This window comes from Rhodanobacter sp. FW106-PBR-R2A-2-24, assembly GCF_058789615.1.
Window position 1 is genome coordinate 2,679,851 of sequence record NZ_JBYTBV010000002.1, and the last position, 26,872, is coordinate 2,706,722.

The window sequence follows — 26,872 nt, forward strand, 5'->3', positions numbered from 1 at the left end:
TGCATTTACCCATGCCTGGCGTTTCACACGTATCCGCTTCGTGAGCTGCGCAGGCTGGAATGTCACAACCGCCCGATCACCAACTGCACCGCCAGGCTGCTCACCGCCACCGCCGCCCACACGCCCAGCCCCAGCAGGATCGGCCGCGCGCCGCTGGCGATCATCCTGCGCAGGTTGGCGGACAAGCCAATGGCGGTGAGCGCCACGATGATGAGGAACTCGGCCAGCGCGTGCAGCGCGGGCAGGATGGCGGCAGGCAGCAGGCCGGCGGTGCGGATGCCCGAGGCCACCAGGAACCACAGGATGAACCACGGGAAGATGCGGCGCAGGCTGAAATCGGCGGCGCCGCGCTTCGTTTCGCGCGCGGCCACCGCGAAGGCCAGGATCAGGCAGACCGGGATGATCAGCGTGGCGCGGGTGAGCTTGACGATGGTGGCGTAGTCGCCCGCCGCATGGCTGTAGCTGTAGCCGGCGGCCACCACCGAGGAGGTGTCGTTGATCGCGGTGCCGGCCCACAAGCCGAAGCCGAGGTCGGACAGATGCAGCAGATGCCCGAGCAGCGGGAACAGCAGCACGGCGATCACGTTGAACAGGAAGATGGTGGAGATCGCGAACGCGGTGTCGTGCTCGGCGGGCTGGATGATCGGCGTCACCGCCGCGATCGCCGAGCCGCCGCAGATCGCGGTGCCCACGCCGATCAGGATCTTCAGCTTGTCGTGCACGCCCAGCGCGCGACCCAACGCCCACGCGCTCAGGAAGGCCACGGTCAGCGTCACCAGGGTCACCGACAGCGATTCCAGCCCGGTCTTGGCCACCTGGGCGAGGCTGAGGCCGAAGCCCAGCGCGACGATCGACCACTGCAGCACCTGCTTGCCGCCGAATGCGATGCCGGGCGTGAAACGTTCGCCGGGCGAGAGGGTGTTGCGCACGACGATGCCGAGCACGATGCCGATGACCGGCCCGCCGATCAGCGGCGCCAGGCGGCCCAGCCACCACGCGGCAAGCGCGATGGCGCCGGCGAGCAGCAGGCCGGGCACGCGGCTGCGCAGGCTGGGGCGGGCGAGGGCGGCGGCGAGCGGGATGTTCATGGCAGTGCGTGCGGCGGTGGAGGCGCCATTGTGCGCAAGCCGCGTTATCAGTAAAACTTGAAATACCTGATTGAACGCATAAGGGTGGTTGATGATGAACACCAGCCCGCGCCAGCTCGAGGTATTCGTGCAGATCGCACTGCTGGGCAGCGTGCGCGCCGCCGCCGAGCGGCTCTACCTCACCCAGCCGGCGGCCAGCATGGCGCTGGCCGAGCTGGAGCGACAGCTCGACGCACCACTGTTCGCGCGCGAACGCGGCCGCCTGCGCTTGAACGCGCGCGGCCGCGAGCTGCTGCCGCTGGCGCAGGAACTGCTGGAACGCCACGCCGAATTCGGCCGGCGCGGCCGTGCGGCCGGCGATGCGCTCAGCGGCGAGCTGCGCATTGGCGCCAGCAACACGGTGGGCAATTACCGCGTGGGCGAGCTGCTGGGCGCCTTCGTGCGTGCGCAGCCGCAGGTGGCGGTGCGCCTGCGTGTGGCCAATACCGCCGCCATCGCCGCCGCGATGCTGGATCACAGCCTGGACATCGGCTGCGTGGAGGGCCCGGTGACGCATCCGCAGCTGGAGGTGCGGCCATGGCGCGACGACCTGCTGGTGGTGTGCGCGCCGCCCGATCACCCGCTGGCGCGCCGCCGCGGCCTGAAGCCCGCCGACTTCGCCGGCGCGCGCTGGGTGCTGCGCGAGCCCGGCTCGGCCACCCGCGCCACCAGCGAGCGCGTGCTGTCGCAGCTGCCGCCCGGCGAGACGGTGCTGGAGCTGGATCAGATCGAGGCGATCAAGCAGGCGGTGATCGCCGGCCTCGGCATCGCCTGCCTGCCGCAGGTGGCGGTGGTCGACGCACTTGCCACCGGGCGGTTGCGCGCGCTGAAAACCCCCTTCCTCGACCTGCGCCGCAAGCTCTCCATGCTGCTGCATCGGCAGAAATACCGGGGCGCGTTGCTGGATGCTTTCGTCGCGCAGGTGGGGCTGGGGCGGTAGGCGCGCGCCGGCGCGCGATCAGAACCTGTGAAAAATTCCACGTCTTGTGGAATTTTCCATCGCCGTGCCCGACGCCTGTCCGGACGCGACTCCGTGAATTAATCACTTGCGTGCTTGATTCACAACCGGCCCTCCGTGGCCGGGCTTCGAGGCTGAAAAAATCACAGCCTCTCAGCCTGACGCCGGCCCGGACGGCTCGGCCAGTCGCGTCAGCAGCGCGGAGACGTCTTCGTGGGTGGCGGCGTGCAGCAGGCGCGGGGCGTGCGCGCGCAGCCTGGCGCGGTCGAGCGTGGCGAGCCGGTCGCGCACTTCCAGCAGCTTGCTGGGGTGCATGCTGAATTCGGTGAGGCCGAGCGCGAGCAGCAGGGCGGTGAAGTTGACGTCGCCGCCGATCTCGCCGCACAGGCTCACGGGTTTTTTCGCGCGGTGGCCGGCACCGATCACGTGCGAGAGCAAGCGCAGCAGCGCCGGCTGCAGCGGGGTGTAGATGTTGTCCAGGGCGTCGTTGCCGCGGTCGGCGGCCAACGTGTACTGGGCCAGGTCGTTGGTGCCGATGGCGAGGAAGTCGGCGTGCGCCAGCAGCGCGCGCACGTTGATCGCGGCGGCGGGCACTTCGATCATCGCGCCCAGCGGCAGTTTTTCCGGCAGGTCGACGTTTTCGCGCTTGAGATCCTGTCGGGCCAGCATGAACAGGGCGCGCACGGCGATCAGTTCGTCGGGCTGGGTGATCATGGGCACCAGTACGCGCACCGGGCCGTAGCAGGCGGCGCGCAGGATGGCGCGAATTTGCGTGGTGAACACCGCCGGGTAGCGCAGCGACAGCCGCACGCCGCGCACGCCCAGCGCGGGGTTGTCCTCGCCGCGCAGCACCAGGCCGGCGGCGTCGGCCTTGTCGGCGCCCAGATCCAGCGTGCGGATGGTGACCGGCGCGCCGCCCATGCCGAGTACCAGGTCGCGGTAGGCGATGAACTGCTCGTCCTCGCTGGGCAGGCCGCGCCGGCGCAGGAACAGGAATTCGGTGCGGTACAAGCCCACGCCGTCGGCGCCGCGCGTGCGCGCCAGCGCCACGTCGGCGGGGGATTCGGCGTTGGCCAGCAGGCGGATCGCCATGTCGTCGCGCGTGCGCGTGGGCGCGTTGGCCAGCGTGGCGAGGCGACGGCCCTCGGCGGCGGCCTCGCGCTGCCAGGCGCGGCAGCGGGCGAGATCCTGCGCGGTGGGGTGGACGATGGCCTCGCCGTGCTCGGCGTCGAGCAGGATCAGGTCGTCGTCGTGGATGGTGGAGAGCGCGTCGCGCGCGCCCACCAGCATCGGCAGGCCGAGGCTGCGCGCGAGGATGGCGCTGTGCGAGTAGGCGCTGCCGCCGCTGGCCACCACGCCGAGCAGGCCGTTGCCGGCCAACTGCGCCATGTCGGCGGGGGCGATGCTGTCGGCGATCAGGATTTCGCCCACACGCGCGGCGAGTTTGCGCTCCTCCACGCTGGTCTGGCGCTGCAGGGCGGAGACCACGCGTGCGATCACCTGGTCGATGTCTTCCTTGCGGCTGCGCAGGTAGGGATCGTCCATCGCCTCGAAGATCGCCACCACCTTGTCGCGCTGCTTCTTCAGTGCGGCGCCGGCGCGGTAATGGCCTTCCCGCACCAGTTCGTCCAGCCCGCGCAGCAGTTCGGCGTCGTCCAGCAGCAGGCTGTGCGCGTCGATGAATTCGTTGACCTCGCGCGCCAGCGCGCCGTGCAGCTTGCCGCGCAGCTCGCGCAGCTCCTGCCGCGCGATGTCGAGTGCGCGGTGCAGCAGGGCCAGCTCGGCCTCCACCTCGGCCTCGGCCAGCGGGCGTGTGTCCACCGCGTAGCGGCTGGGCTGCACCAGCCGCGCGCGGCCCAGCGTCATGCCGCGCGAAGCCAGTGTGCCGGGCAGGACGAGCCTCACGGGGCCGGGACTCGGGATGTGGAGGCCGGGGAAAGAGTCATCTCAACCACCCTCATCGAACTTGCGTTCGAACAGCGCGACCACGGCGCCCAGCGCGGCCTGTTCGTCGGGGCCGTCGGCGCGCACGGTGAGCGCGGTGCCGATGCCGGCGGCGAGCATCATCACGCCCATGATGCTTTGCGCGTTGACTTCGCGCCCGCGGCTTACCAGCCAGACGGTGGCTTTGAAGCCCTGCACCAGTTGCACCAGTTTGACCGAGGCGCGGGCGTGCAGGCCGAGTTTGTTGGAGACGACGATGTCCTGTTCAAGCATGGTCGATATGGATTCCGTTGCGACCGCCGCTGGCGGCAATTTCGGCCAGTTCGTCCAGCGATTTCTCGGCGTAGTTGAGCACGCGCAGCAGCATCGGCAGGTTGAGTCCGGAGACACAGCGTAGCCGCAAACCCAGGCTGCCCAGCGACAGGCCGATGTTGCATGGTGTGGCGCCGTACAGGTCGGCGAGCACCAGCACGCCGTCGCCCTGATCGAGCGCGCGCACGTGGCCGGCGGTGAGCGTGCGCATGGCGTCCAGGTCGGCCTGCGGCGGCACTTCCACCGCGTCCAGCTTGAGCGGCAGGTTGGGCATGACGTGGCGGGCGGCGCAGATCAGCGCCTGGCCAACCGCCTCATGGGTCATCAGGAGCACGCCGACGCGCATGGCCGTTAGTCCAGTTCGCGATGGAAAGAAAGCACGCCGTCGCGTTGGCTGCGGTAGTACGCGGCCAATTGCTCGACCAGGTAGACCGAACGGTGGCGGCCACCGGTGCAGCCGATGGCGATGGTGACGTAGCTGCGGTCGTCCTGCTCGAAGCGCGGCAGCCAGGCATCCAGCCAGCGCCTGGTGTCGGCAAGGTATTCGGCCACCAGCGGCTCGGCGTCGAGGTACTCGCGCACTGGCGTGTCCTTGCCCGACAGCGGGCGCAGCGCGGGCAGCCAGTGCGGGTTGGGCAGGCAGCGCGCGTCGAACACGAAATCCGCATCCAGCGGCAGCCCGCGCTTGAAGGCGAAGGACTGGAACATCAGGGTGAGCCCGGCGGTGGCCTGCGCGTAGCCGGTGGCGACCAGCCGGCGCAACTGGTGCACGTTGAGCTCGCTGGAATCGATCACTTTTTCGGCAATGGCCATCAGTGGGCGCAGCAGGCGGCGCTCCTTGCCGATGGCATCAGCCAGCGAGACGCCGCGGCTGGCCAGCGGGTGGCGGCGGCGGGTTTCCGAATAGCGCTTGAGCAGCACGTCGTTGCGGCAGTCGATGAAGTACAGGTGCACCGCGACGCCGCTGGCGGCCAGCGTGGAAAGCACCTGCGGCATCTGGCTGAAGTCGGCGCCCCGGTTGCGCGCGTCCACGCCCACCGCCAGCAGGCGGTGCTTGCGGCTGGCCACCGCCTCCACCAGTTGCGGCAACAGCGCGGCGGGCAGGTTGTCCACGCAGTAGAAGTCCAGGTCTTCCAGCGCGCGCAATGCCACCGTCTTGCCGCCGCCGGACATGCCGGTGAGCACCACCAGGTGGGTGGCGTGTGGATCGGGGTGCGGCGGGGCGTGATCGTCGGTCATGGATTCACCACGGCGGCAGGCGGCGCATCTGGTGCGCCTGGCGGTCGATGAAGGTCTGCGCGGGGTCGATGCCCTTGCTCTTGAGCGCGTGGCTGCGCACGGCCGCCTCCACCAGCACGGCGATGTTGCGGCCCGGTGCCACCGGGATGGTGATCATCGGCACCTTGACGTCGAACACCTCGCGATGGCCGATGTCGCCGGTGAGCCGCGTCATGGCGTCGATCTCCTCGCCCTCGCGCAGTGGCTTCAGGTGGATCACCAGGCGCAGGTACTTGGATGGCTTCACCGACATGTGGCCGAACATCTCGCGCACGTTGAGCACGCCCAGGCCGCGCACTTCGAGCAGATCCTGCAGCAGTTCGGGACAGTTGCCGTCGATCACGTCCGGCGCGATCAGGGTGAACTCGGTGGCGTCGTCGGCCACCAGCCGATGGCCGCGGCTGATGAGCTCCAGCGCCAGCTCGCTCTTGCCCGCACCGGCCTCGCCGGTGATCAGCACGCCGATCGAGAACACCTCCATGAACACGCCGTGCAGGGTGGTCTTGGCGGCCAGCGTGCGCGCCAGGTGGTATTGCAGGAAGGTGAACAGCTCGTGCCCGCGCTTGGCGCTCACCCACAGCGGGGTATCGGTCTCCTCGGCCAGCTCGCGCAGGTCGGAAGGCACCGACTGGTCGCGGGTGACGATCAGCGCCACCGGCTTGCTGGCGGCGATCTTGTGGATCGCCTCCCAGCGCTGGCGCGAATCCAGGCCGTCGAGGAAGTTCAGTTCCTCCGAGCCGATGATCTGGATCTTGTTGGGGTAGATGACGTTGAGGTAGCCGATCAGCGAGGGTCGACGCGCCTGTGCGGCACCGGGCTCCAGCGGGCGCGTCTCGCCGCGCATGCCGGCCAGCCAACGCAGCGCCATGCGTTCGTTGACGCTATCGAAGAGTTGTCGTGCGGTGAGCCGATCCAAGCCTTGGGTCCCCTGTCGCGCGCCGCCGACACGGGCAGCGGCGGGGGCACGTCATTGTGCCAGCTCGGAGCCTGGGCCGGATAAAGCCGCGTGCCGCGCGTGGGCGCGGCACGCGGCGGGGCACCTCAGCCGTACTGGCGTTCGTCGCGCACGTCGCGCTGGTGCTTGTCGGCGGCTTTCTCGCGATGACGACGCAACTGGTTGATCAGCTTGTCGAACAGGATGTCGATGGAGGCGTACATGTCCGGTTCGGTGGCCTCGGCGTGCAAGGTGGTGCCGATGGCGTTCAACGTGCCGTCGGCGCGGTGCTGCAGCTTGTCGATGGAGAGCACGATGGTGAGGCTCTTCAGCTTGTCGTCGAGGCGGGTGAGGCGGTCGAGCTTGGCGGTGGCGTGCTCGCGCAAGGCCGGGGTGACTTCGATCTGCTGGCCGCTGAGTTGGAATTGCATGTGGCGCCTCCTCTGGTGGTGCAGGCCGCGGTGGCGGCGGGATGGGCGCGTCCGGCGGGGAATCCGGACGTGCCTTCGATCATCCATGGGTACCGATATGGGAGTGTTTTCCCGGCAGGCAAGTTCCCGGTCAACTGGCGCGATGGCGTTCGCTGGAACTGGGGATGCGCAGCCCTTCGCGGTATTTGGCCACGGTGCGGCGCGCCACCTGGATGCCCTTGCGTTGCAGTTCCTCGGTCAGGGTCTGGTCGGACAGCGGCTTGCGCGGGTCTTCCGCGTCGATCAGCTTGCGCAGCATGGCCTGGATGGCGGTGGCCGAGGCGCTGCCGCCGTCTTCGGTGGCCACGCCGCTGGAGAAGAAATATTTCAGCTCGAAGGTGCCGCGCGGGGTGTGCAGGTACTTGCGCGTGGTGACGCGCGAGATGGTGGACTCGTGCATGCCCACCTCCTCGGCCACCTCGCGCAACACCAGCGGGTGCATGGCCTCGGGGCCGTAGTCGAGGAAGGCGCTCTGCCGCTTGACGATGGCGCCGGCCACCTTGAGCAGGGTCTCGGCGCGCGACTCCAGGCTCTTCAGCAGCCAGCGCGCCTCCTGCAACTGGCCCTTCATCCAGCTGGCGTCCTCGCCACGGGCCTTGGCGATCAGGTTGCAGTAGTGCTGGTTGAGCCCCAGTCGCGGCTGCACGCTGGCGTTGAGGCGCACCTGCCAGTGGCCGGCGTCCTTCACTGCGTAGACGTCGGGGGCGACGTATTCCACCGGGGTGGAGTCCAGCGCTGCGCCGGGGCGTGGGTCGAGGCCGCGCACCAGGGCGGCGGCTTCGGCCACGGCTCCCTCGTCGGCACGCAGCTTGCGCGCCAGCTTGGCGATGTCGTTGCGGGCGAGCAGATCCAGCCCTTCGTCGATCAGGGCGAGCGCCAGCTCGCGCTGCGCCGTGGCGGGGTCGAGCTGTTCGAGCTGGCAACGCAGGCAGTCGCGCAGATCCAGACTGGCTACGCCCGGCGGATCGAAGCCCTGCAGGCGGCGGCGTACCGCCTCGATTTCGTCGAGGCTAGCGTTCAAGCTCTCGGGCAGGGCGGCGCGCACCGACTCGATGCCGTCGGCGAGGTAGCCGTCGGCGTTCAGCGCGTCGATCAGTACGGTGGCGATGGCGGTCTGTCGCGGGTTGAACCCGGCGAGGTTCAACTGCCATGCGAGGTGCTGCTGCAGCGTTTCGGTCGCGGCGTTTTGCGGTTCGAAATCCTCGTCGCCGCGTGCGGCGCCGCTGCCGGACGCGGTGGTGGAGAAGTCGATCGGCGTCTCGACGCTGGCACCGCCGCCTTCGCTCCACTCGGATGCCTCGTCGCCTTCGCCGCTGGCGTCGTTGGCGGGCTCGGCGGCGCCGCTCATGGACGGGTAGTCGGCTTCCGGGGTGTCATCGGCGTCGGTGGCGGCCGCGTCCCCGGACTCGGCCTCGTCGGCGAATTCCAGCAGCGGGTTGCTCTCGGCCAGTTCGCGCAGCTCGGATTCCAGTTCCAGTTGCGAGAGCTGCAGCAGGCGTATCGCCAGCTGCAGTTGCGGCGTGAGGGTGAGCTGTTGGTGGAGGCGCAGCTGCAGTGAAGGTTTCATGCCGACCCGAGGGGGAAAGTCGTGGCTCCATCCTACCCGCCGGCGGCGGGGGCGACCATAGTCGGCTTGGGGGCCGTGAAGCCCCCGTCAAAGCTTGAATTCGCGGCCCAGGTAGACCTCGCGCACCTTCTCGTCGGCGAGGATGTGCGCGGGCGTGCCGCGCGAGAGCACCGCGCCGTCGCTCAGGATGTAGGCGCGGTCGCAGATGCCCAGGGTTTCGCGCACGTTGTGGTCGGTGATGAGCACGCCGATGCCGCGTTCCTTCAGGTGCCGCACGATGCGCTGGATTTCGCCCACCGAGATCGGGTCGACGCCGGCGAAGGGTTCGTCCAGCAGCATGTAGCGCGGGTTGGCGGCCAGCGCACGGGCGATCTCCACCCGGCGCCGCTCGCCGCCGGACAGGCTGATGCCCTTCTGCGTGGCGATGTGCGCGATCTTCAGCTCGTCCAGCAGGTTGTCCCGCTCGCTCTCGCGCTGTTGCACGGAAAGCCCTGCGCGCAGCTCCAGCACGGCCATGATGTTGTCGGCCACGCTGAGCTTGCGGAACACCGAGGCCTCCTGCGGCAGGTAGCCGATGCCCAAGCGTGCGCGCTGGTGCATCGGCAGGCCGGTGATGTCCTCCTTGTCGAGCTTGATGACGCCGCCGTCGGCTTCGATCAGGCCCACCACCATGTAGAAGCAGGTGGTCTTGCCGGCGCCGTTGGGGCCGAGCAGGCCGACCACTTCGCCCTCGCGGATGGAGAAACCGAAGTCGCGCACGACCTGGCGCGACTTGAAGCTTTTTTGCAGGCCTTCGGCGGACAGCATGCTTACTTGCCGCCGGCCGGGGCGCTGGCGGCAGGTGCGGGCGTCGCCGGCGCGTGCTTGCCGGGCTTGGGCAGGAAGGTCATGTGCACGAAGCCGTCGCTGCCGCTGCTGCCGGTCATCTGGCTGGTCTGGGTGTCGTAGGTGAGCTTGTCGCCATGCGCCTCGCCGCGGCCCTGCTGGGTGACCACGGCGTTGCCGCTGAGCACGGCGACGCCGTGGATGTTGTCGTAGTCGAGCGCGGCGGCGTTGCCATTCATCAGGTTGCCGGCATCGTCCAGCTCCTGGATGTGCGCCGGCGCGCCGGTGATCTGCACGTGGTCGACGTTCTGGTCGGCGTCGAAGTGCACGGTGGCGAGGTCGCCGGTGATCTTCATGGTGCCCTGTGTGATGACCACGTGGCCATGCAGCTTGACCGTGCTGTTGGGTGCGTAGCTGCCGTCGAAGGAGTCGGCGTGCTCGACGTTCATCGGTTGCTGGCGGTCGGATTTTTTCGCCTGCGCCAGCGCGGGCAGCAGCGCCAGCGCGGCCACGACCAGCCAGGCGATGGCGGACTTACGATTTGTGCTTGCGCGGCGCGAACGTGGCATGGACATCGTCGAGCAACTCCAGGTGATTGTCGTTGAGGTTGGCACGCATGCCGACACCGCGCATTCTGCTTTCGCCCTGCGTCATCTGTGCCGGCGCGGCGGTGGCCATGCGGTTTTCGCGCGGCCACACGGTGACGTCTGCGGTGACGAGGTCGGTTGCCGCGGTGTCGGCCCAGGCCGGGCGGTGCATGGTCACCGGGCCTTGCAGCCGGATCAGGGTGCCAGCCTTGTCCACCCAGCCGTACAGCGAGTGACCCTGCCAGTCGGGCACGCCGGGCTGCTTGGCGGCGAGCTGGAAACTGGGCGCGTCGATGTACAGCGACGCGTCGCCCTCGCGGCGTTCCAGGTGCGGCGACTGCATGCGGAAGGCGCTCTGGCCGGCGGTGTTGTAGCTCCACACGTGGGCGTCGTAGAGCACGTAACCCGAGCGCGGCGGGCCGACGAAGTCGGTGTTGCGTGGCACCGGCCCCATCCACCACGTCACCAGCTGCACGAAGCCGGCGCCGAGACCCACCAGCACGATGGTGCTGGCCAGCTTGCGGTCGCGCAGCCAGCGGCGCAGGCGGGCGATCACCGCCAGCGCTCCCGCTCGGCGTCGCCTTTGCCCTGCGCGTGCAGCAGCAGGTCGCAGACTTCGCGCGCCGCGCCCATGCCGCCGGCAAGGCGGGTTTGCCAGTGCGCGGCCTCGATCACCCACGGGTGGGCGTTGGCCACCGCCACGGCGAGGCCGGCGAGGCGCATGGGCGGCAGGTCGGGCAGGTCGTCGCCGGTGAAGGCGGCTTGTGCGGGTGTGAGGTGCAGCGCATCGAGCAGGCTTTGCAGGCAGGCACGCTTGTCGCCCTGGCCCTGGTAGACGTGGGCGATGCCCAGCTCCTCGGCGCGCAGCGCCACCGGGTGGCTGATGCGCGCGGTGATGAAGGCCACCTGCACGCCGTTGGCCTGCAGGCGCTTCAGGCCCAGGCCGTCGTGCACGTGGAACAGCTTGGCCTCGCGGCCGTCCTCGCCGTACCACAGGCGGCCGTCGGTGAGCGTGCCGTCGACGTCGAACACCGCCAGGCGGATCTGCGCGGCGCGGGCCATGATCGCGGTGGGAACGTTGGCGAGGTAGTCGGTGGGCACGGTTCGGTGTTCTGGCTGGGAAGGCGTCAAGAGCGTACGTGTTTGATTTTCCCGATTCGCCTGCGGCGAATCGGGGAAGGCGAATCAGACCACCCGCGCCTTGAGCAGGTCGTGAATGTTGAGCGCGCCGACCACGCGCTGGTCGGCGTCGACCACCAGCAGGGCGTGGATCTGGTGTTGTTCCATCAGCTGGGCCGCCTCGGCGGCGAGCTTGTCCGGGGCGATGGTCTTGGGCGCGCGGGTCATCAACTCGGCCACGTGGGCGTCGCGCAGGTTGATCTGGGTGTCGTCCAGCGCGCGGCGCAGGTCGCCGTCGGTGAACACGCCGAGCAGGCGCTGTTCGGCGTCCACCACGGCGGTCATGCCCAGGCGCTTGCGGGTCATTTCCATCAGCGCGGCACTGAGGCTGGCCTCCGGCGGCACGCAGGGCACCGCTTCGCCGCTATGCATCACGTCGCCGATCTTGATAAGCAGGCGCCGGCCCAGCGCGCCGGCCGGGTGCGAGCGGGCGAAATCGTCCGCGGTGAAGCCGCGCGCCTCCAGCAGGGCGATGGCCAGCGCATCGCCCAGCACCAGCGCGGCGGTGGTGCTGGTGGTGGGCGCCAGGCCGAGCGGGCAGGCCTCGATGCCGATGCTGCCGTCGATGTGCACGTCGGCCTGGCTGGCCAGCGCGGAGCCGGGCCGCCCGGTGATGGCAACCAGCGGGATGCCCTGCCGCTTGATCGGCGGCAGGATCAAAAGCAGCTCGTCGGTTTCGCCCGAGTAGGAGATCGCCAGCACCACATCGTCGGGCTGGATCATGCCGAGGTCGCCGTGGCTGGCCTCGCCCGGATGCACGAAGAACGCCGGCGTGCCGGTGGAGGCCAGCGTGGCGGCGATCTTGCGCCCCACGTGGCCGGATTTGCCCATGCCGGTGACCACCACGCGACCGCGGCAGGCCAGCATCAGCCGGCAGGCTTCCACGAAGGCGCCGTCGATGCGCGGCCCCAGTTCGGCGATGGCTGCCGCCTCGGTGGCGATCGCCGCGCGGGCGCTGCGCACGATGGTGTCGGGCGCAAGTTCGGTGGCGACGGGCGGGGTGGAACGAGGGTTCATGGCGGCTCGCGGGGGATGTTTGGAGGCCAGGGTGCGGGCTGTGTCGTTTTGGCGACAGGGGATTTCCATTACCATGGCATATTCGCATTTTACCGTCATATGCCGACGCGATGGCCGCGTTGGCCTGTATTCCGTGGAATCCCGATGGACCCCGCACGTATCCAGACCCTGATCGAAACCGGCATGCCCGGCGCCCACGTGCGCGTGGAAGGCGCCGACGGTGTGCACTTCGAAGCCACCGTGATCGCCGCCGAATTCGCCGGCAAACTGCCGCTCGCCCGCCACCGCCGCGTCTACGCCACGCTTGGCAGCCTGATGGGCGGCGACATCCACGCGCTGGCGCTGAAGACGTTGACGCCTGAAGAGGCCGGGATTCGGGAGTCGTGATTCGGGATTGGCAAACGCCATTCCCCTCCAGACTTCCGTACCGCGCTTGTCCCATTCCCGATTCCCCATTCCCGATTCCCTGACTTTATGGCCAAAATCCTCATCAACGGCGGCATCCCCCTGCAAGGGGAAGTGCCCATCTCCGGCGCCAAGAATGCCGTGCTGCCCATCCTCGCCGCCTGCCTGCTGGCCGACGCGCCGGTGAGCATCGGCAACGTGCCGCACCTGCACGACGTCACCACCTTCATCGAGCTGCTCGGCCAGATGGGCGTGCAGCTGGTGCTTGACGACCGCATGAAGATCCACGTCGATCCGCGCACCACCAGCACCTGCATCGCGCCCTACGACCTGGTGCGCACCATGCGTGCGTCCATCCTGGTGCTGGGCCCGCTGGTGGCGCGCTTCGGCCAGGCCGAAGTGTCGCTGCCCGGCGGTTGCGCGATCGGCTCGCGGCCGGTGGATCAGCACATCCGCGGCCTGCGCGCGCTGGGTGCCGAAATCACTGTGGAAAACGGCTACATCAAGGCGCGCGCCAGGCGCCTCAAGGGCGCGCGCATCGCGATGGACATGGTCACCGTCACCGGCACCGAGAACATCCTGATGGCCGCCACGCTGGCCGAAGGCACCACCATCATCGAGAACGCCGCGCAGGAGCCCGAAGTGGTCGACCTCGCGCATTGCCTGATGGCCATGGGCGCGCAGATCGAAGGCGAGGGCACCTCCACCATCACCATCCACGGCGTGGAGCGCCTGCACGGCGCCGACTACGGCGTGCTGCCTGACCGCATCGAGACCGGCACCTTCCTGGTCGGCGCCGCGATGACCGGCGGCAAGGTGCGCGCACGCCACGCCCGCGCCCGCACGCTGGAAGCGGTGCTGGCCAAGCTGGAAGACGCCGGCGCGCATATCACTACCGGCGACGACTGGATCGAGCTGGACATGGGCGGCCGCCGCCCGCGCGCGGTGAACATCACCACCGCGCCTTACCCCGCGTTTCCCACCGACATGCAAGCGCAGTTCACCGCGCTCAACTGCGTGGCCGAGGGCACCGGCGTCATCACCGAGACGGTGTTCGAAAACCGCTTCATGCACGCCCACGAGCTGCAGCGCCTGGGCGCCGACATCCAGCTCGAAGGCAACACCGCCATCATCAAGGGCGTGGATCACATGAGCGGCGCGCCGATCATGGCCACCGACCTGCGTGCCTCCGCCTGCCTGGTGCTGGCCGGCCTGGTGGCCAAGGGTGACACCGTGGTGGATCGCGTCTATCACATCGACCGCGGCTACGAGAACATCGAGGAAAAGCTCGGCGTGCTGGGCGCGCATATCCGCCGTTTGCCGAACTGATGTTGCGGCGCCGGGCTCCGTCCGGAGCCGGCAGGCGGCAAGACGCGTGAGGGAGATGGGCATGGCGTACTACTGGCGGGCAGGGAAGATCCCGGAGCTGCAGGAAGTGCAGGCCGAGGATCGGCGCGAGTGGTTGCACGTGGCGGAAGAGCGCAGTTTGCCGCGTGGTATCAGGCGGTTGTCGACGCTGGCCGTCGCGCTGGCCGTGCTCGTGGCCGGGCTGCTTCAGGACTGGTTGCGCCTGGACTGGCTGTTCGTGGTGCCGATCCTCGCGCTCGCTGCCGTTGGCGCACGCATCTGGGATGCTGTTTACCGGCAGCCACGCGCACGGCGTTGGCTGCGCGAGCACCTGCATGCATTCCGCACGGACGAAAGCCACGCCGAAGCTGCCGGCAGGTCATGGCGATGACGATCTACTGGCGCCTGCAGGACATTCCCGAGTTGCACGGCATTCCATCGCAGCGGCGTGGCCGCTTGTGGCGCGAAGCCAGGACGCGCTGTTTCACGCCGCGTCGTTTGTGGATGGCGCTCGGCGTGCGCTTCGTGGCATCGCTGGCGATCAGTGGGCTGTGCTGGCTGCTGCTGCCCGCGGTTTCGCCATGGTGGCCGGGCCTGCTCGCCTTGACGGTAAGCGGCGTCGTTTACGACACCACGGTGCACACGTCGGCCGCGCGCTGCTGGCTGCGCGAGCACGCGCACGAGCTGGATCGCTACGTGCCGGCATGACTCGTCCGGGCGCGGGATGCCGCGGCGATGCCGCTTCCCGACCCCCGGATCACGGCTGCGAGTAGCCCACCAGCTCCAGCACCAGGTTGCCGCCGTCGGTTTGCGCGAGCTTCACCGGCATCGGGTAGCGATCGGTGGCGTACCAGGCGCTGAAGTTTTTCGAGTTGTCGCTGCGTTCGACGCGTGCTGCCTTGAAGTGGCCGGCGGGCACCTGGATGGTGTCGTCGCCGGCGACCTTGAAGCGCTCGCTTTCCACTTTCTGCCGCACGGCGACCGGCAGGCTGATGGATCGCTGGCCCGCGGCCAGCGCCAGGCCCAGCGCCAGTGGCAAGGTGTTGCGCTCCACCATGCCGGCTTGGGCGGGATAGGTGTCGGCACCCTTGCCTTCGTCCACGCTGACCTGCCCGGTGGCCCAGTCCACGCGCAATTCGCGTTGCTTTTTCTTGCCGGCGATGCGTGAGCGGTAGTCGTAGCTCACCGCTTCCGGACGGTTGCCGCGCCAGCGGAAGGTCGAGCTTTCCCGCGTGCTGGCGCCGAGCAGGGCGGCGAGGCCGCTGCTGCCCTGGCTGTCCTTGCTGAGTACCCATTGGCCGTTCGCGGCGGGGCGCAGGGTGACGGTGGCGGTGCCCATGGGCTGGCCGTCCTGGCTGACCTGGTAGCGCGCGGTGAAGGCGCCCGGTACGGCGGCGCTGGCGGCGGCGCTGACAGTGAGCAGGGCGAGGGCGGCGAGGCGGGCGAGGTGGGCGTTCATGCGCCGAGCATGCCCGGGCCCGGCTGAATGCCGTCACGCCACGCGTTGCAGTCCGGCGTCGGTGAGGCGCAGCGGGGCGGTGAGCACGCGGCCATCCAGCGCCACGCCGGCCGCGGTGAGCGCGAGGCGGCGTTGGGCGACGAGCTTCACCACCTCCGGCAGCAGGCGATGTTCCAGCGGCAAGAGGCGGGCGGCGAGGCTGTCCTCGTCGTCACCGGGCCGGATCGACAGGCGCGCCTGGGCGATCAGCGGGCCGCCGTCGAGTTCGGCGGTGACGAAGTGCACACTGGCGCCGTGCTCGGCGTCGCCGGCTTCCAGCGCGCGGCGGTGCGTGTGCAGGCCGCGGTACTTGGGCAGCAGCGAGGGGTGGATGTTCAGCACGCGGCCGGGCCAGTCGGCCAGCGCGGCGCCGGAAATCACCCGCATGAAACCGGCCAGCACCAGCAGTTCCGCGCCGCTGGCGGCAACGTGCGCGAGCAGGTCGAGGTCGTAGCTCACGCGATCCGCATGGCCCTTGGGCGACAGCGCGAGGGTGGGGATGCCGGCCGCTTCGGCCAGCCGCAATGCCGGCGCGCTGGCCTTGTCGCTGCCCACCAGCACGAACTCCACCGGCAACGTGCCGGCGTCGCGCGCGGCGATCAGCGTGGCGAGGTTGCTGCCGCGGCCCGAGGCGAGCACGGCGATTTTGAGTGGACTGGACATGGATGAGTTTGTAACCGCTCGCCTTGGGCGCAAGCGCGCAGCGCTGGGGTCGAAGGGAGCGTAGGCGCGCAGGGTCGAAGTCGAAAGGGCCCTTCGACTCTGGCGCGATGCGCCTGCGCTCAGGGCGAACGGTATGGGATGGAGTTCAGCCGATATGCACGCGCTCATCGCCGGCGGCCTTCACCACGGCGCCGATCACGCGGCTGGCCAAGCCGTGCTTCGCCAGCAGGGCCGCCGCCGCCGCCACGGCATCGCGCGGCAGGATCACGGTGAAGCCGATGCCGCAGTTGAAGGTGCGCCACATTTCCTCGCGCGCCACCTGGCCCTCGCGCTGCAGCCAGTCGAACACCGGCGGCAGGGTGAGCGTGGATGCGTCCAGCGCGAGGCCGAGGCCGTCGGGCACCACGCGGATGATGTTTTCCTTGAGGCCGCCGCCGGTGATGTGGGCCATGCCATGAACCGGGACTCGGGCGGGGCCGGCACCCAGCAGTTCCAGCATGGGTTTGACGTAGATCGTGGTGGGGGCCATCAGGGCGTCGGCCAGCGTTACGCCGCCGAGGTCGAGATCCAGCGGGCGGCCAGCGCGTTCGAGGATCTTGCGCACCAGCGAATAGCCGTTGGAGTGCGGGCCGCTGGAGGCCACGCCCAGCACCGCGTCGCCGGCCACGATGGCGTCGCCGCTGAGCAGTTCGGATTTCTCCACCGCGCCCACGGTGAAGCCGGCGAGGTCGTATTCGCCGGGCGGGTACATGTCGGGCATCTCGGCGGTTTCGCCGCCGATCAGCGCGCAGCCGGCCAGCTCGCAGCCCTTGGCGATGCCGCCGACGACTGCCGCCGCGGTGTCCACGTCCAGCTTGCCGGTGGCGAAGTAGTCGAGGAAGAACAGCGGCTCGGCGCCCTGCACCAGCACGTCGTTGACGCACATGCCGACCAGGTCGATGCCGATGGTGTCGTGGCGGTTGAGGATCTGCGCCAGCTTGAGCTTGGTGCCCACGCCGTCGGTGCCGGACACCAGCACCGGCTCGCGGTACTTGCCGCCGAGGTTGAACAGGCCGCCGAAGCCGCCCAGCCCGCCCATCACCTCGGGGCGGGTGGTGCGCTTGACCAGTGGCTTGATGCGTTCGACCAGGGCATTGCCGGCGTCGATATCGACCCCGGCAGCACGGTAGGTGAGGGCGTCGGACATGACGGAAACCGGCGGTGGAAAGCGCGCCATTCTACCCCATCGCACCCATTTGCCGCTGGCCGGCATGGACGCGGGCAGGGCGATTGGGCAGACTTCCGCGTATTCCCCGCCATGTGCCATGCCGATGCGCCTGTCTCGCCTGCTGCTTGTCATCCTGCTGTTCGGACTCGTGGCGTTGCCGGGCGCGCATGCGCAGGTGGCCTCGCCCTACACGGTGATGGTGCCGGTGACCGACACCGGCGACGCCCAGCGCGGCGAGGCCTTTGCCTCGGCGTTGGCCCAGGTGCTGGCGCGGCTGGCCGGCGGGCAGGATCTGCGCAGCAAGCCGGGTTATGGCGACGCGTTGAAGGACGCTTCCGCGCTGGTGCGGCATTTCCAGTACGCGCGCGCCGCCGGCGGCATCAACCTCACGGTGGATTTCGAGCCCGGCGCGGTGCGCCATCTGGTGGACAAGCTGGGCGTGGCGGGCAGCGCGGGCGCCCGGCCGCCGGTGCTGCTCCTGGTGAGCGGCGACGACGGCAAGCCGCTGGACAAGGATGCCCTCGCCAGTCTCGCCCAGACGGCGGCGACGCGCGGCTACGATGTGGCCTATGCCGATCCGGCCAGTGCGCCCGATGCCGCCAAGGTGGGCGCCGCCGATCCGGCCACGCTGGCGGCGGTCAATCAGCAATATCACACCGGCTTGGTGCTGGTGGGCAGCCTGCACGGCACCAGCGCGCAGTGGACGCTGGTATCGGGTGGCAAGGCGCAGGCATGGAGTTCCAGCGACAAGACCGAGGATGCACTGATGGCCGGTGCCGGCGGCGCGATGGCCGATCGCCTCGGCAGGCAGCTCAACGTGATCGGCGCGGCGGTGAGCGGCGTGAAATTGTGGGTGAGCAACCTGGACAGCGCGACGGACTACGCCAGCCTGCTCGCCGCACTGCGCGCCGATCCTGCCGTGCGCGGCGTGACCACGCTGGGCGCACAGGATGACGGCATGCTGTTCCTGGTGCAGTCGGCGATGCCCGCCGATGCGCTGGCCGCCAACCTCGCCGCCGGCGGGCGGGTGATGCGTGGCGGTGCGCACGCCGGCGCGGACGCCAGCCTGCGCTGGCTGCACGGGGGACAGTGATGACGCCGGACCATCATCGACACTGGCAACTCGGCGCGATCCTCGCGGTCGTCGCTTTCCTGCTGTGGCGGTTGTCGCCGATGCTGATGCCCTTCGCGGCGGCGGCCATGCTGGCCTATCTGGGCGACCCGCTGGCCGACCGGCTGGAGCGCTGGCACCTCAGCCGCACGCTGGCGGTCGCCATCGTGTTCCTGCTGCTGACCCTGCTGCTGGGCGGCGCCTTGCTGCTGCTGATTCCGCTGATCACGCACCAGATCGAAAACCTGGCGCAGAACGTGCCGCATTACGTGGACTGGGCCGAGCACACCGCGTGGCCGTGGCTGCGGGATCGCCTGCACCTGGATCCGCAAACCTTCGACAACGACAAGCTGGTGGCGGCGCTCAAGGAGCACATCGGTTCGGTGGGCGGCGTCGCCAGCCATGTGCTGGGTACGGTGTCGCGCTCCGGCCTGGGCTTCGTGCTGTGGCTGACCAACCTGGTATTGATTCCGGTGGTCACCTTCTACCTACTGCGCGACTGGGATCGGCTGGTGGCGGCGCTCGACCGCCTGCTGCCGCGCTCGATCCAGCCGACCATCGCCCACCTCGCGCGCGAGGCCGATGCCGTGCTCGGCGCCTTCGTGCGCGGCCAGCTCATGGTGATGCTGATGCTGGGCGTGTACTACGGCGGCGCGCTGTCGCTGGTGGCCGGACTGTCGGTGGGTGTGCTGATCGGCATGGTGGCGGGCCTGCTCAGCTTCGTGCCTTATCTCGGTTTCATCACCGGCTTCGGTGCTGCGCTGATCGCCGCGCTGGTGCAGTACGGGGACTGGACGCACGTGCTGATCGTCTGCGGCGTGTTCGTGGTCGGGCAGTTGCTGGAAGGTTACGTGCTGGTGCCCAAGCTGGTGGGCGAGAAGATCGGCCTGCATCCGGTGGCGGTGATCTTCGCGGTGCTGGCCGGCGGCGAGCTGGCCGGCTTCCTTGGCGTGCTGCTGGCGCTGCCGGTCGCTTCGGTGGTGATGGTGCTGCTGCGCTACCTGATGGAGCGCTACCGCATGAGCGAGCTGTACAACGGGGAAGGCACGGCCGATCCCTCGTTGCACGAGGCGGCGGTGCCGGGTGCCTCGGTCGCGCCGGAAATCGCGTCGCCTGCGTCGCCCGCGCCATCGCCGCCTGCGCCATCCGCGCCACCATGATCCCGCAACTGCCGCTTGCCTTGCGCTGGCCGCGCCGCCAGCGTTTCGATCATTTCCACGCTGGTGCCAACGCCGCCGCGCTGGCCGCCGTCGAACAGCTCGCGCGCGAACCCGGCGCGCCGTGGCTGTACCTGCACGGCCCCGCCGGCTGCGGCAAGAGCCACCTGCTGATGGCCGCCTGCCAAGCCGCTGGCGAAGCAGGGCGGGGCGTGCAATACCTGCCGTTGGCAAGGCTCGCTGACGGCGCCGCGGCAATCCGTGGCGTGGCCGGCGGCGCGCTGCTGGCGCTGGACGACCTTGGCACCATCGCCGGCAAACGCGGGGCCGAGCACGCGTTGTTTGACCTCTACAACCGCGCGAAAGCCGAAGGCGCCGCGCTGCTGTTCGCCGCCGAGGCCGCGCCCGCGCAACTCGGCCTGGGCCTGCCCGACCTGCGCTCGCGCCTCGGCGCCTGCACCCGGTTCGCCCTGCAGCCGTTGGAGGACGCCGAGCGCCGCGCCGTGCTCAAGGCCCAGGCCGGCCTGCGCGGCATCGAGCTGGACGATCACGTGCTGGACTGGCTGTTCGCCCGCCACACCCGTGACCTCGGCGCGCTGCTGGATTTGCTCGACCGGCTCGACCAGGCCTCGCTGGCGGCGCAACGGCGGGTGACGATTCCGTTCCTGCGCGAGCTGCTGCGTGAGGCGGACGCTGCCGGGGGCTGACGCGCAGTGGATCATTGGCGTATATACTAAAGGTATATACGTATGGATGGAGAATGCCATGAACCTTGCCAAGGTGTTCCAGTCCGGCAATAGCCAGGCCGTGCGCCTGCCCAAGGAGTTCCGCTTCGACGGCAGCGAGGTCGAAATCTTCCGTCGTGGGCAGGAGGTGGTGCTGCGCGAGAAGCGCACCAGCCTGATCGAGGCGTTCGACCTCTTGGCCGAGATGCCGGACGACTTTCTGGTGGATGATCGCGTCGACCTGCCGCCGCAGTCGCGCGAGGGCCTGTGATGGCGTTGCGCTATCTGCTGGATACCAACATCTGCATCTACATCAAGCGCGAGCGACCGGCGACGGTGCGCGCGCACATGGCCCGGCAGCGACCGGGCAGCCTGGGCATGTCGGTCGTCACCTGGGGCGAATTGCAGTTCGGTGCCAACAAGAGCCAGCAGGCGGATGCGGCGCACGCGAACCTGGTTGCGCTGGCGCGAATCATCGCCGTCTTGCCGCTGTCCGAGGACGTGGCCGGGCACTACGGCGACATTCGCGCCGTACTGGAGCAGCAGGGCACGCCGATCGGCAACAACGACCTGTGGATCGCGGCGCATGCGCGTGCGGAAGGGGTGACCTTGGTCACCAACAACATGCGCGAGTTCAGTCGCGTTCCGGGCCTGAAGCTGGTGAACTGGGCGGAAGACGCCGCGAAGTAGCCGGCGGACGCTTACGCCTTCAGCAACTCCGGCGTCGCCAGCCCGCCGATCGCGTCCTGCATCGCCTTCGCCACGGCGAGGTTGCCGGCGATGAGGTTGCCGCTGGCGGGGATGCCGTCGCGGCCGGCGAAGTCGCCGTAGCGGCCGCCGGCCTCGTGCACCAGCAGTACGCCGGCGGCCATGTCCCAGGGCTTGAGGCCGATCTCGAAGTAGCCGTCGTAGCGGCCGGCAGCGGTGTAGGCCAGATCCAGCGCGGCGGAGCCGCTGCGGCGGATGTCCTCGGCCTGGCCGAGCAGGGCGCGGGTCATCGCCAGTTGGGTGTCCAGATGCGCGCGCTGGCGGTAGGGGAAGCCGGTGGCGATCATCGCTCCGCCGAGGTTCTCGCGCTTGCCGACACGCATGCGGCTGGGGCCGGTGCCCCGGTCGAGATACGCGCCGTCGCCCTTGCTGGCGGTGAACAGTTCCCCGCGCAGCGGGTCGAACACCACGCCGTAGACGGGAACGCCTCGGTCGAGCATGGCGATGGAGACGCTGAAGTGCGGGATGCCGCGCAGGTAGTTGTGGGTGCCGTCCAGCGGATCGATCACCCAGGTCAGCGGGCTCTTCTTGCCGCTGGCGCCGCTTTCCTCGGCGAGGATGCCGTGGTCGGGATAGGCGCGGCGCAGTTCCTTGACGATCTCGGCCTCGGCCAGCTTGTCGACCTCGGAGGCGAAATCCATGCGCTGCTTCTCGACGACGGTGAGGCCGTCGATGCGGTTCATGTAGCGCAGGATGACGTTGCCGGCGGCGCGCGCGGCGCGCACCGCAATGGTGATGGCGGGTCGGGTCATGGCTTCGACTTGGCAAAAGAGCGGGGTTGCGGCCGGCGATTCTAGCAGAGGCGCGGCAGGACGTATGCTAGAGGGCTTGTCTCTGCCGGGTTTTGCCGATGAACGCCACCGATCTCGCCGCGCTGTTCCGTTTCGTGCTGGTGCGCACCTCGCATCCCGGCAATATCGGCAGCGCGGCGCGGGCGATCCGCACCATGGGTTTCACCCGGATGGAACTGGTGGCGCCGCACCGCTTCCCCGACCGTGAGGCGGATGCGCTGGCGGCCAACGCGGTGCGCGTGCTGGCCGAAGCCGGCGTGCACGATTCGCTGACCGGTGCCTTGAGCGGGGCGAGCTTCGCGCTGGGCCTGTCGGCGCGGCGGCGCGGGGTGAACCTGCCCGAGCTTTCCCCGCGCGAGGGCGCGCTGCAGGCGCTGGCCGCCGCCGCGCGCGGCGAGCAGGTGGCGGTGCTGTTCGGCAACGAGCGCACGGGGCTGGAGAACGACGAACTGGCGACCTGCCACGCGATGGTGCGCATTCCCAGCGTGGAGGATTACAGCTCGCTGAACCTCGCGCAGGCGGTGCAGGTGATGGCCTACGAGCTGCGCCTGGCGATGCTGGGCGACGAGCTGCCCGCAGCTCCGCCGGCGCACGACGAGCCGCCCGCGGACGCCGCGCAGATGGAGCGTTTCTACGAACACCTCGCCGCCACGCTGGACGACATCGACTTCCACAAGGGCCGCTCGCCGGAAACCATCATGTTGCGGCTGCGCAAGCTGTTCCAGCGCGCCCAGCCCGACCAGCGCGAGCTGCGCGTGCTGCACGGCATCCTCGCCGACGCGCAGCGCATGGCGATGCTGGCGCGGGCCGCGCCAGCATCGCCGCGATCCACGGAGGGATCGCACGTCAATCAGGCATCGCCTGATTGACGGAGCCCCATCCGGCTTCACCGGATGGGACGAGCCCCTGAAAGGGCAGGAAGCCCTTTCAGGGGCATCAATACGGGCTCTTGCTCGCCTTTGAGTCTCGCCAAACGCTTCCGTGGCTCGCCTCTGCTCTCGCCAAGACGTTAGCCGTCCTCCTCCTGCTCCGCCTTCGCTTCGCGCGTCACCAGCAGCTTGTCGATGCGCGCGCCGTCCAGATCCACCACTTCGAAGCGGGTGCCGTGCCAGGCGTAGGTTTCGCCGGTCTGCGGCAGGTGGCCCAGCGCGGCGGTGACCATGCCGGCGGCGGTGCGGAAGTCGTGCTCGTCCTCGCCGGGCAGGCGCTCGACCTTGAGTAGTTCGCGCAGGTCGTCGGTGGGCAGGCTGCCGTCGATCAGCCAGCTGCCGTCGGCGCGCTCGACGATGGGGGCGTCGGCGGCGGCCTCGCCGTGGCCGAGCTGGCTGGCGCCGACCACGGCGGCGAGCAGGTCGTTGACGGTGACCAGGCCCTCGATGTCGCCGTATTCGTCCACCACCAGGGCCAGCGGGGTTTCGGCGTCGCGGAATTCTTCCAGCAGGTCGAGCGCGCGCGCGGTGGTGGGCACGTAGAGTGGCTTGGCGAGGTGGTTGAACAGCTGCGGGTGGCCTTCGGCGAAGGATTGCAGCAGGCGTTTCACCTCGACCACGCCCACCACCTCGCGCTCGTCGCCGCGGTACACCGGGTAGCGCGAGTAGGGTGTCTGCCGCAGTACGGCCACGTTTTCCTCGCGCGTCGCGGCGGTGTCCAGCCAGGCGATGCGCACGCGCGGAGTCATCACGCTGTCCACGCTGCGGTCGCCCAGGCGCAGCACGCGGTTGACCATGGCGTGCTCGTCGGCGTCCAGTACGCCTTGTTCGGCGCTTTCGGCCACCAGCAGGCGGATTTCCTCTTCGCTGGCGGCGGCGTGGCCGCGGTTGTGGATGCGCAGCAGGCGCAGCAGCAGGCTGCTGGAAGTGTTGAGCAGCCATACGAAGGGCGCGGTGATGCGCGACAGCACCAGCATCGGGATGGCCACGGCGGCGGACAGTTTTTCCGGCGCGGCCAGTGCGATGCGTTTGGGCACCAGTTCGCCCACCACGATCTGGATGAAGGAGATCAGCACGAAACCCAGCGCCACACCGATGATGCGCGCGTAGGGCTCCAGCCACATGGCACGGCCGCTGCGCAGCAGGTTGGCGATGTGCCCGCCCAGTGCGTCGCCGGCCAGTGCGCCGGTAATCAGCATCACCAGGGTGATGCCGACCTGGATGGTGGAGAGGAAGTATTCGGGATGCTCGGCATGACGCAGCGCCAGCGCGGCGCGCCGGCTGCTGCGCGCCAGCTGTTTCAGGCGACTCTTGCGCGATGCCACCAGCGCCATCTCCGACAGCGCAAAGAAGCCGTTGCACAGCGCCAGCACGAGGATGAACGCGATTTCGCTCAGCATGGCGGGCGGCAACGTCTGCATGCGGCGGACAGGGCGCTGCGCAAGGGGGCGTGGCCCGCGACCGGGCGCGGATGGGCCTGGTCGGTTTTCGAGGGTGACGGGGCAAGGCTCATGGGCGAAAGTGTAGCGGCAGTGCTTTGCCGCACGGTGAAAGGGACCGCGCCGTACTGGTGCGTTGCACCGCAAGCTCTTGAAAAGCTTGTCGGGCGACGGCGCATGGCGCGGCGCCTGCGCACATCGTGCTGCGGTGCGATGTCGCCGTCCTGTAACATTGCGCCACTCGACTTTCAGGTGCGGCCCGCATGTTTTCATTGCAAACCATCTTCGGCAAGGGTGACAAGTTCTACGGCCTGCTGGAACAGAGCGCCGAGGCGGCGCACGAGAGCGCCAAGGCGCTGCATGCACTGGTCACCCAGGCCGACCAGAGCCCGGTGATGGCCGCCTTTACCGCCACCCGGGCGCGCGAGAAGTCGCTGGCTGCGCAGATCAGCGAGGAACTGGTCAACACCTTCGTCACTGCGCTGGATCGCGAGGACATCGAGGCGCTGAACTCCGCGCTGTACAAGATTCCCAAGACGGTGGAGAAGTTCGCCGAGCGCTATGCCATCGTCGCCGCGCGACTCGATGGCGTGGATTTCGCCCAGCGCGCGCAGGTGCTGGAGCGCTCCGCCACGGTGGTGGCCGAGATGATCGGCGAGCTGCGCCGCGGCCTGCGCATCGACCCGGTGAAGAAGCTGCAGGATCGCCTGCAGGCGCTGGAGTCCGAAGGTGACCGCATGCTGTTGTCGCCGTACCACACGCTCTACGTCGAGGGCAACGATGCGATGAAGGCGATGCTGGCGAAGGACCTGTTCGAGCTGATCGAGAAGGCGATCGACAAGTGCCGTGACGTTGGCAACATCGTCTATTCGATCGTGCTGAAGAATTCCTAAGGCCTCGCCCATGAGCCTCGGACTCGTGGTGACGGTAGTGCTGATCGCACTGGTCTTCACCTACATCAACGGCTTCCACGACACGGCGAACTCCATCGCCACGGTGGTGGCGACCAAGGTGCTCACGCCGGGCCAGGCGGTGCTGCTGGCGGCGATCACCAACCTCATCGGCGCGCTGTGGGGGACGGCGGTGGCGGCCACCATCGCCGCCGGCATCGTCAATACCGGCGTGGTGGAGGCTGGGCCGCAACTGCTCATCTGCGCGCTGCTCGCGGCCATCGTCTGGAACCTCATCACCTGGTGGCTGGGCCTGCCATCCAGTTCCAGCCACGCCTTGGTGGGCGCGCTGGTGGGCGCCGCGCTCGCCGAGGCGGGCGGTCATTTCAATGCGGTGGTGTGGGCGCAGGGCGGGGCGCACTGGTGGCTGGGCAAGGGCGTGATCCCCAAGGTGGTGGTGCCGATGGTGGCCTCGCCCATCGCGGGTCTGGTGCTCGGTTTCGTGCTGATGGGCGGCTTGTATGCGCTGCTGGCGTGGTTCTCGCGGCGCGGCGGCTGGTTGCGCCTGCTTGGGCGCACGCCCTTCGTCAACGGTTTTTTCGGCAAGGCGCAGATCGTCTCGGCCAGCGCCATGGGCCTGGCTCACGGCATGAACGACGCGCAGAAGAGCATGGGCATCATCGCGCTGGCGCTGGCCAGCGCCACCGCGGCGGGGCAGTTCGATCACCTGCCGGCATGGCTGCATTTCCTGCGCATCCAGGGTGGCGCCCACGGCGGTTTCGTGGTGCCGGCGTGGGTGGCGGTGGTGTGCGCGTTGACCATGGCGGCCGGCACCGCCGGCGGTGGCTGGCGCATCATCAAGACGCTGGGCCACAAGATGGTGAAGCTGCACCCGATCAACGGCTTCGCCGCCGAGGGCAGTTCGGCGATCGTGATTCTGGTGGCCTCGCACTTCGGCTTGCCGGTGTCCACCACCCACGTGGTGTCCTCGGCCATCATGGGCGTGGGTTCGGCCAAGCGCTCCAACGCCATCCGCTGGTCGGTGGTGGAGCGCATGGTGTGGGCGTGGATACTCACCCTGCCGATCACCTCGCTGATCGCCTGGGGTTTCGTCGTGCTCGCCCGCGCGTTCGGCTGAAGCGGGTTCGACTGCGAGCCGGCGAAAAAATCGCCCTTCCGTTGCAGCTGTCGCGGCGCCTTTGGCGGCGGCCCGCTGCGCGAAAGCGGCGGTCATGGGCTGCACCAAATGCCCTGGTTTTCACGCCGTGCGCCCAGCCAGGGGCGCCCGGCGACGCCCTCGCGACGACGTGCGATTTTTCACGGGCCCTGAGTCAGTGCCGGCGGCAGCGTCCGCCGGCGACCAGTTGGCCAAGCTCGCCGGCCAGCCGCCCGAGTTCCGCGATCACCCGCCGCAGCTCGCCTTCGTCCAACAGGCGATAGGGGCGGTTTTCGCACAGGTGCAGGTAGGGTGTGCCGTCCAGGTCGGCGATGGCCAGGTAGCCGCAGCGTTGTTCCCAGTTGAAGCGCAGGCAGCGCTGCGGATCGGTGCCGACCAGCGGGCAGACCGGCGTGGAGATGCGCAGGCAGCGGTAGCCGGCGTCGTCCTCCAGCTCGGCCAGGTACATGCTTTGCCGGCGCCCTTGTGGCAGGTCGAGGTCGAAGCTGATGAGGTAGGGATCGCTCTGGCGCAGCGCATGCAGGCTGCCTACGTGGGAACGTACGGCTTCAAAGTGGTGCATGGCAG

32 protein-coding genes are annotated in these 26,872 nt (G+C 69.1%); 13 read left to right on the top strand and 19 right to left on the bottom strand.

Annotated elements, in window-relative coordinates:
- Positions 1-62: 62 nt before the first annotated feature.
- Positions 63-1,088 carry a YeiH family protein gene (locus AC3WQA_RS13315; protein ID WP_492675526.1) on the bottom strand — a complete coding sequence of 342 codons (1,026 nt, stop codon included), beginning with the start codon at positions 1,086-1,088 and terminating at the stop codon, positions 63-65.
- Positions 1,089-1,179: 91 nt separating this feature from the next.
- Here AC3WQA_RS13315 and AC3WQA_RS13320 point away from each other — a divergent pair, with 91 nt between their 5' ends.
- Positions 1,180-2,067: a LysR substrate-binding domain-containing protein gene (locus AC3WQA_RS13320; protein WP_492675527.1), complete on the top strand. Its 888-nt coding sequence runs from the start codon at positions 1,180-1,182 to the stop codon at positions 2,065-2,067.
- A gap of 171 nt (positions 2,068-2,238) precedes the next feature.
- Here the strand turns inward: AC3WQA_RS13320 and ptsP are convergent, their stop codons facing one another.
- The 12 genes from ptsP to AC3WQA_RS13380 form a co-directional block, all read right to left on the bottom strand.
- Positions 2,239-3,990 carry a phosphoenolpyruvate--protein phosphotransferase gene (gene ptsP, locus AC3WQA_RS13325; RefSeq protein ID WP_492675528.1) on the bottom strand — a complete coding sequence of 584 codons (1,752 nt, stop codon included), beginning with the start codon at positions 3,988-3,990 and terminating at the stop codon, positions 2,239-2,241.
- A gap of 42 nt (positions 3,991-4,032) precedes the next feature.
- Positions 4,033-4,302: an HPr family phosphocarrier protein gene (locus AC3WQA_RS13330; protein WP_492675529.1), complete on the bottom strand. Its 270-nt coding sequence runs from the start codon at positions 4,300-4,302 to the stop codon at positions 4,033-4,035.
- Positions 4,295-4,687, bottom strand: coding sequence for a PTS sugar transporter subunit IIA (locus AC3WQA_RS13335; protein WP_492675530.1), 393 nt, complete (start codon positions 4,685-4,687; stop codon positions 4,295-4,297). Before AC3WQA_RS13335 ends, AC3WQA_RS13330 begins: the two co-directional genes overlap by 8 nt.
- Before the next feature lie 5 nt (positions 4,688-4,692).
- Positions 4,693-5,580, bottom strand: a complete 888-nt coding sequence (rapZ, locus tag AC3WQA_RS13340) for an RNase adapter RapZ (RefSeq protein WP_492675531.1) — start codon at positions 5,578-5,580, stop codon at positions 4,693-4,695.
- Between the two features lie 4 nt (positions 5,581-5,584).
- Positions 5,585-6,535 (bottom strand): HPr(Ser) kinase/phosphatase, encoded by a 951-nt coding sequence (gene hprK, locus AC3WQA_RS13345; RefSeq protein ID WP_492675532.1) that lies wholly within the window; start codon positions 6,533-6,535, stop codon positions 5,585-5,587.
- 125 nt (positions 6,536-6,660) lie between these two features.
- Positions 6,661-6,984 carry a ribosome hibernation-promoting factor, HPF/YfiA family gene (gene hpf / locus AC3WQA_RS13350; RefSeq protein ID WP_492675533.1) on the bottom strand — a complete coding sequence of 108 codons (324 nt, stop codon included), beginning with the start codon at positions 6,982-6,984 and terminating at the stop codon, positions 6,661-6,663.
- A 130-nt stretch (positions 6,985-7,114) separates the two neighbouring features.
- Complete coding sequence (locus tag AC3WQA_RS13355; protein ID WP_492675534.1) at positions 7,115-8,590, bottom strand: RNA polymerase factor sigma-54; 1,476 nt, start codon at positions 8,588-8,590, stop codon at positions 7,115-7,117.
- Between the two features lie 87 nt (positions 8,591-8,677).
- The gene (lptB, locus tag AC3WQA_RS13360; RefSeq protein WP_492675535.1) at positions 8,678-9,397 is read right to left on the bottom strand and encodes an LPS export ABC transporter ATP-binding protein; all 720 of its coding nucleotides are present in this window, start codon (positions 9,395-9,397) and stop codon (positions 8,678-8,680) included.
- A 2-nt stretch (positions 9,398-9,399) separates the two neighbouring features.
- Positions 9,400-9,984 (bottom strand): lipopolysaccharide transport periplasmic protein LptA, encoded by a 585-nt coding sequence (gene lptA, locus AC3WQA_RS13365; RefSeq protein WP_492675536.1) that lies wholly within the window; start codon positions 9,982-9,984, stop codon positions 9,400-9,402.
- Positions 9,950-10,558, bottom strand: coding sequence for an LPS export ABC transporter periplasmic protein LptC (lptC, locus tag AC3WQA_RS13370; RefSeq protein WP_492675537.1), 609 nt, complete (start codon positions 10,556-10,558; stop codon positions 9,950-9,952). The genes lptA and lptC overlap by 35 nt, the downstream gene beginning before the upstream one ends.
- Positions 10,555-11,103, bottom strand: coding sequence for a KdsC family phosphatase (locus AC3WQA_RS13375; RefSeq protein ID WP_492675538.1), 549 nt, complete (start codon positions 11,101-11,103; stop codon positions 10,555-10,557). Before AC3WQA_RS13375 ends, lptC begins: the two co-directional genes overlap by 4 nt.
- An 84-nt stretch (positions 11,104-11,187) precedes the next feature.
- A complete protein-coding gene (locus tag AC3WQA_RS13380) occupies positions 11,188-12,198 on the bottom strand; it encodes a KpsF/GutQ family sugar-phosphate isomerase (RefSeq protein ID WP_492675539.1) in 1,011 nt (336 codons plus the stop codon).
- A 144-nt stretch (positions 12,199-12,342) separates the two neighbouring features.
- Here AC3WQA_RS13380 and AC3WQA_RS13385 point away from each other — a divergent pair, with 144 nt between their 5' ends.
- The 4 genes from AC3WQA_RS13385 to AC3WQA_RS13400 all read left to right on the top strand — a co-directional run bounded on the left by AC3WQA_RS13385 (position 12,343) and on the right by AC3WQA_RS13400 (position 14,658).
- Positions 12,343-12,585 (top strand): BolA family protein, encoded by a 243-nt coding sequence (locus AC3WQA_RS13385; RefSeq protein ID WP_492675540.1) that lies wholly within the window; start codon positions 12,343-12,345, stop codon positions 12,583-12,585.
- 87 nt (positions 12,586-12,672) lie between these two features.
- Positions 12,673-13,932, top strand: coding sequence for a UDP-N-acetylglucosamine 1-carboxyvinyltransferase (gene murA, locus AC3WQA_RS13390; RefSeq protein ID WP_492675541.1), 1,260 nt, complete (start codon positions 12,673-12,675; stop codon positions 13,930-13,932).
- A gap of 61 nt (positions 13,933-13,993) precedes the next feature.
- The gene (locus AC3WQA_RS13395; RefSeq protein WP_492675542.1) at positions 13,994-14,341 is read left to right on the top strand and encodes a hypothetical protein; all 348 of its coding nucleotides are present in this window, start codon (positions 13,994-13,996) and stop codon (positions 14,339-14,341) included.
- A complete protein-coding gene (locus tag AC3WQA_RS13400) occupies positions 14,338-14,658 on the top strand; it encodes a hypothetical protein (RefSeq protein WP_492675543.1) in 321 nt (106 codons plus the stop codon). The genes AC3WQA_RS13395 and AC3WQA_RS13400 overlap by 4 nt, the downstream gene beginning before the upstream one ends.
- Before the next feature lie 49 nt (positions 14,659-14,707).
- Here the strand turns inward: AC3WQA_RS13400 and AC3WQA_RS13405 are convergent, their stop codons facing one another.
- The 3 genes from AC3WQA_RS13405 to purM all read right to left on the bottom strand — a co-directional run bounded on the left by AC3WQA_RS13405 (position 14,708) and on the right by purM (position 17,297).
- Positions 14,708-15,409, bottom strand: coding sequence for a DUF3108 domain-containing protein (locus AC3WQA_RS13405; protein ID WP_492675544.1), 702 nt, complete (start codon positions 15,407-15,409; stop codon positions 14,708-14,710).
- Positions 15,410-15,442: 33 nt separating this feature from the next.
- Positions 15,443-16,111, bottom strand: a complete 669-nt coding sequence (gene purN, locus AC3WQA_RS13410) for a phosphoribosylglycinamide formyltransferase (RefSeq protein ID WP_492675545.1) — start codon at positions 16,109-16,111, stop codon at positions 15,443-15,445.
- Positions 16,112-16,256: 145 nt separating this feature from the next.
- A complete protein-coding gene (gene purM, locus AC3WQA_RS13415) occupies positions 16,257-17,297 on the bottom strand; it encodes a phosphoribosylformylglycinamidine cyclo-ligase (protein WP_492675546.1) in 1,041 nt (346 codons plus the stop codon).
- Between the two features lie 124 nt (positions 17,298-17,421).
- On the opposite strand from purM, the gene AC3WQA_RS13420 reads away from it, so the two are divergent.
- The 5 genes from AC3WQA_RS13420 to vapC are packed head-to-tail and all read left to right on the top strand — an operon-like array spanning position 17,422 to position 21,001.
- The gene (locus AC3WQA_RS13420; RefSeq protein ID WP_492675547.1) at positions 17,422-18,411 is read left to right on the top strand and encodes a DUF8605 domain-containing protein; all 990 of its coding nucleotides are present in this window, start codon (positions 17,422-17,424) and stop codon (positions 18,409-18,411) included.
- Complete coding sequence (locus tag AC3WQA_RS13425; protein WP_492675548.1) at positions 18,411-19,589, top strand: AI-2E family transporter; 1,179 nt, start codon at positions 18,411-18,413, stop codon at positions 19,587-19,589. The genes AC3WQA_RS13420 and AC3WQA_RS13425 overlap by 1 nt, the downstream gene beginning before the upstream one ends.
- Positions 19,586-20,293, top strand: coding sequence for a DnaA regulatory inactivator Hda (gene hda, locus AC3WQA_RS13430; RefSeq protein WP_492675549.1), 708 nt, complete (start codon positions 19,586-19,588; stop codon positions 20,291-20,293). Before AC3WQA_RS13425 ends, hda begins: the two co-directional genes overlap by 4 nt.
- 58 nt (positions 20,294-20,351) lie before the next feature.
- Positions 20,352-20,582, top strand: a complete 231-nt coding sequence (locus AC3WQA_RS13435; protein ID WP_492675550.1) for an antitoxin — start codon at positions 20,352-20,354, stop codon at positions 20,580-20,582.
- A complete protein-coding gene (gene vapC, locus AC3WQA_RS13440) occupies positions 20,582-21,001 on the top strand; it encodes a type II toxin-antitoxin system tRNA(fMet)-specific endonuclease VapC (protein ID WP_492675551.1) in 420 nt (139 codons plus the stop codon). The genes AC3WQA_RS13435 and vapC overlap by 1 nt, the downstream gene beginning before the upstream one ends.
- 11 nt (positions 21,002-21,012) lie before the next feature.
- Here vapC and AC3WQA_RS13445 read toward each other — a convergent pair whose 3' ends face one another.
- Entirely contained in the window at positions 21,013-21,831 is an 819-nt protein-coding gene (locus AC3WQA_RS13445; protein ID WP_492675552.1) for an inositol monophosphatase family protein, read from the bottom strand.
- A 98-nt stretch (positions 21,832-21,929) separates the two neighbouring features.
- On the opposite strand from AC3WQA_RS13445, the gene AC3WQA_RS13450 reads away from it, so the two are divergent.
- Positions 21,930-22,739, top strand: coding sequence for an RNA methyltransferase (locus tag AC3WQA_RS13450; protein ID WP_492675553.1), 810 nt, complete (start codon positions 21,930-21,932; stop codon positions 22,737-22,739).
- Positions 22,740-22,879: 140 nt separating this feature from the next.
- Here the strand turns inward: AC3WQA_RS13450 and AC3WQA_RS13455 are convergent, their stop codons facing one another.
- Positions 22,880-24,199: a hemolysin family protein gene (locus tag AC3WQA_RS13455; protein WP_492676363.1), complete on the bottom strand. Its 1,320-nt coding sequence runs from the start codon at positions 24,197-24,199 to the stop codon at positions 22,880-22,882.
- A 302-nt stretch (positions 24,200-24,501) separates the two neighbouring features.
- On the opposite strand from AC3WQA_RS13455, the gene AC3WQA_RS13460 reads away from it, so the two are divergent.
- On the top strand, positions 24,502-25,131 hold the full coding sequence (locus AC3WQA_RS13460) for a DUF47 domain-containing protein (protein WP_492675554.1): 630 nt from the start codon (positions 24,502-24,504) through the stop codon (positions 25,129-25,131).
- Between the two features lie 10 nt (positions 25,132-25,141).
- On the top strand, positions 25,142-26,266 hold the full coding sequence (locus AC3WQA_RS13465) for an inorganic phosphate transporter (protein ID WP_492675555.1): 1,125 nt from the start codon (positions 25,142-25,144) through the stop codon (positions 26,264-26,266).
- A gap of 193 nt (positions 26,267-26,459) precedes the next feature.
- Here the strand turns inward: AC3WQA_RS13465 and AC3WQA_RS13470 are convergent, their stop codons facing one another.
- Complete coding sequence (locus tag AC3WQA_RS13470; RefSeq protein WP_492675556.1) at positions 26,460-26,867, bottom strand: hypothetical protein; 408 nt, start codon at positions 26,865-26,867, stop codon at positions 26,460-26,462.
- Positions 26,868-26,872: the final 5 nt, after the last annotated feature.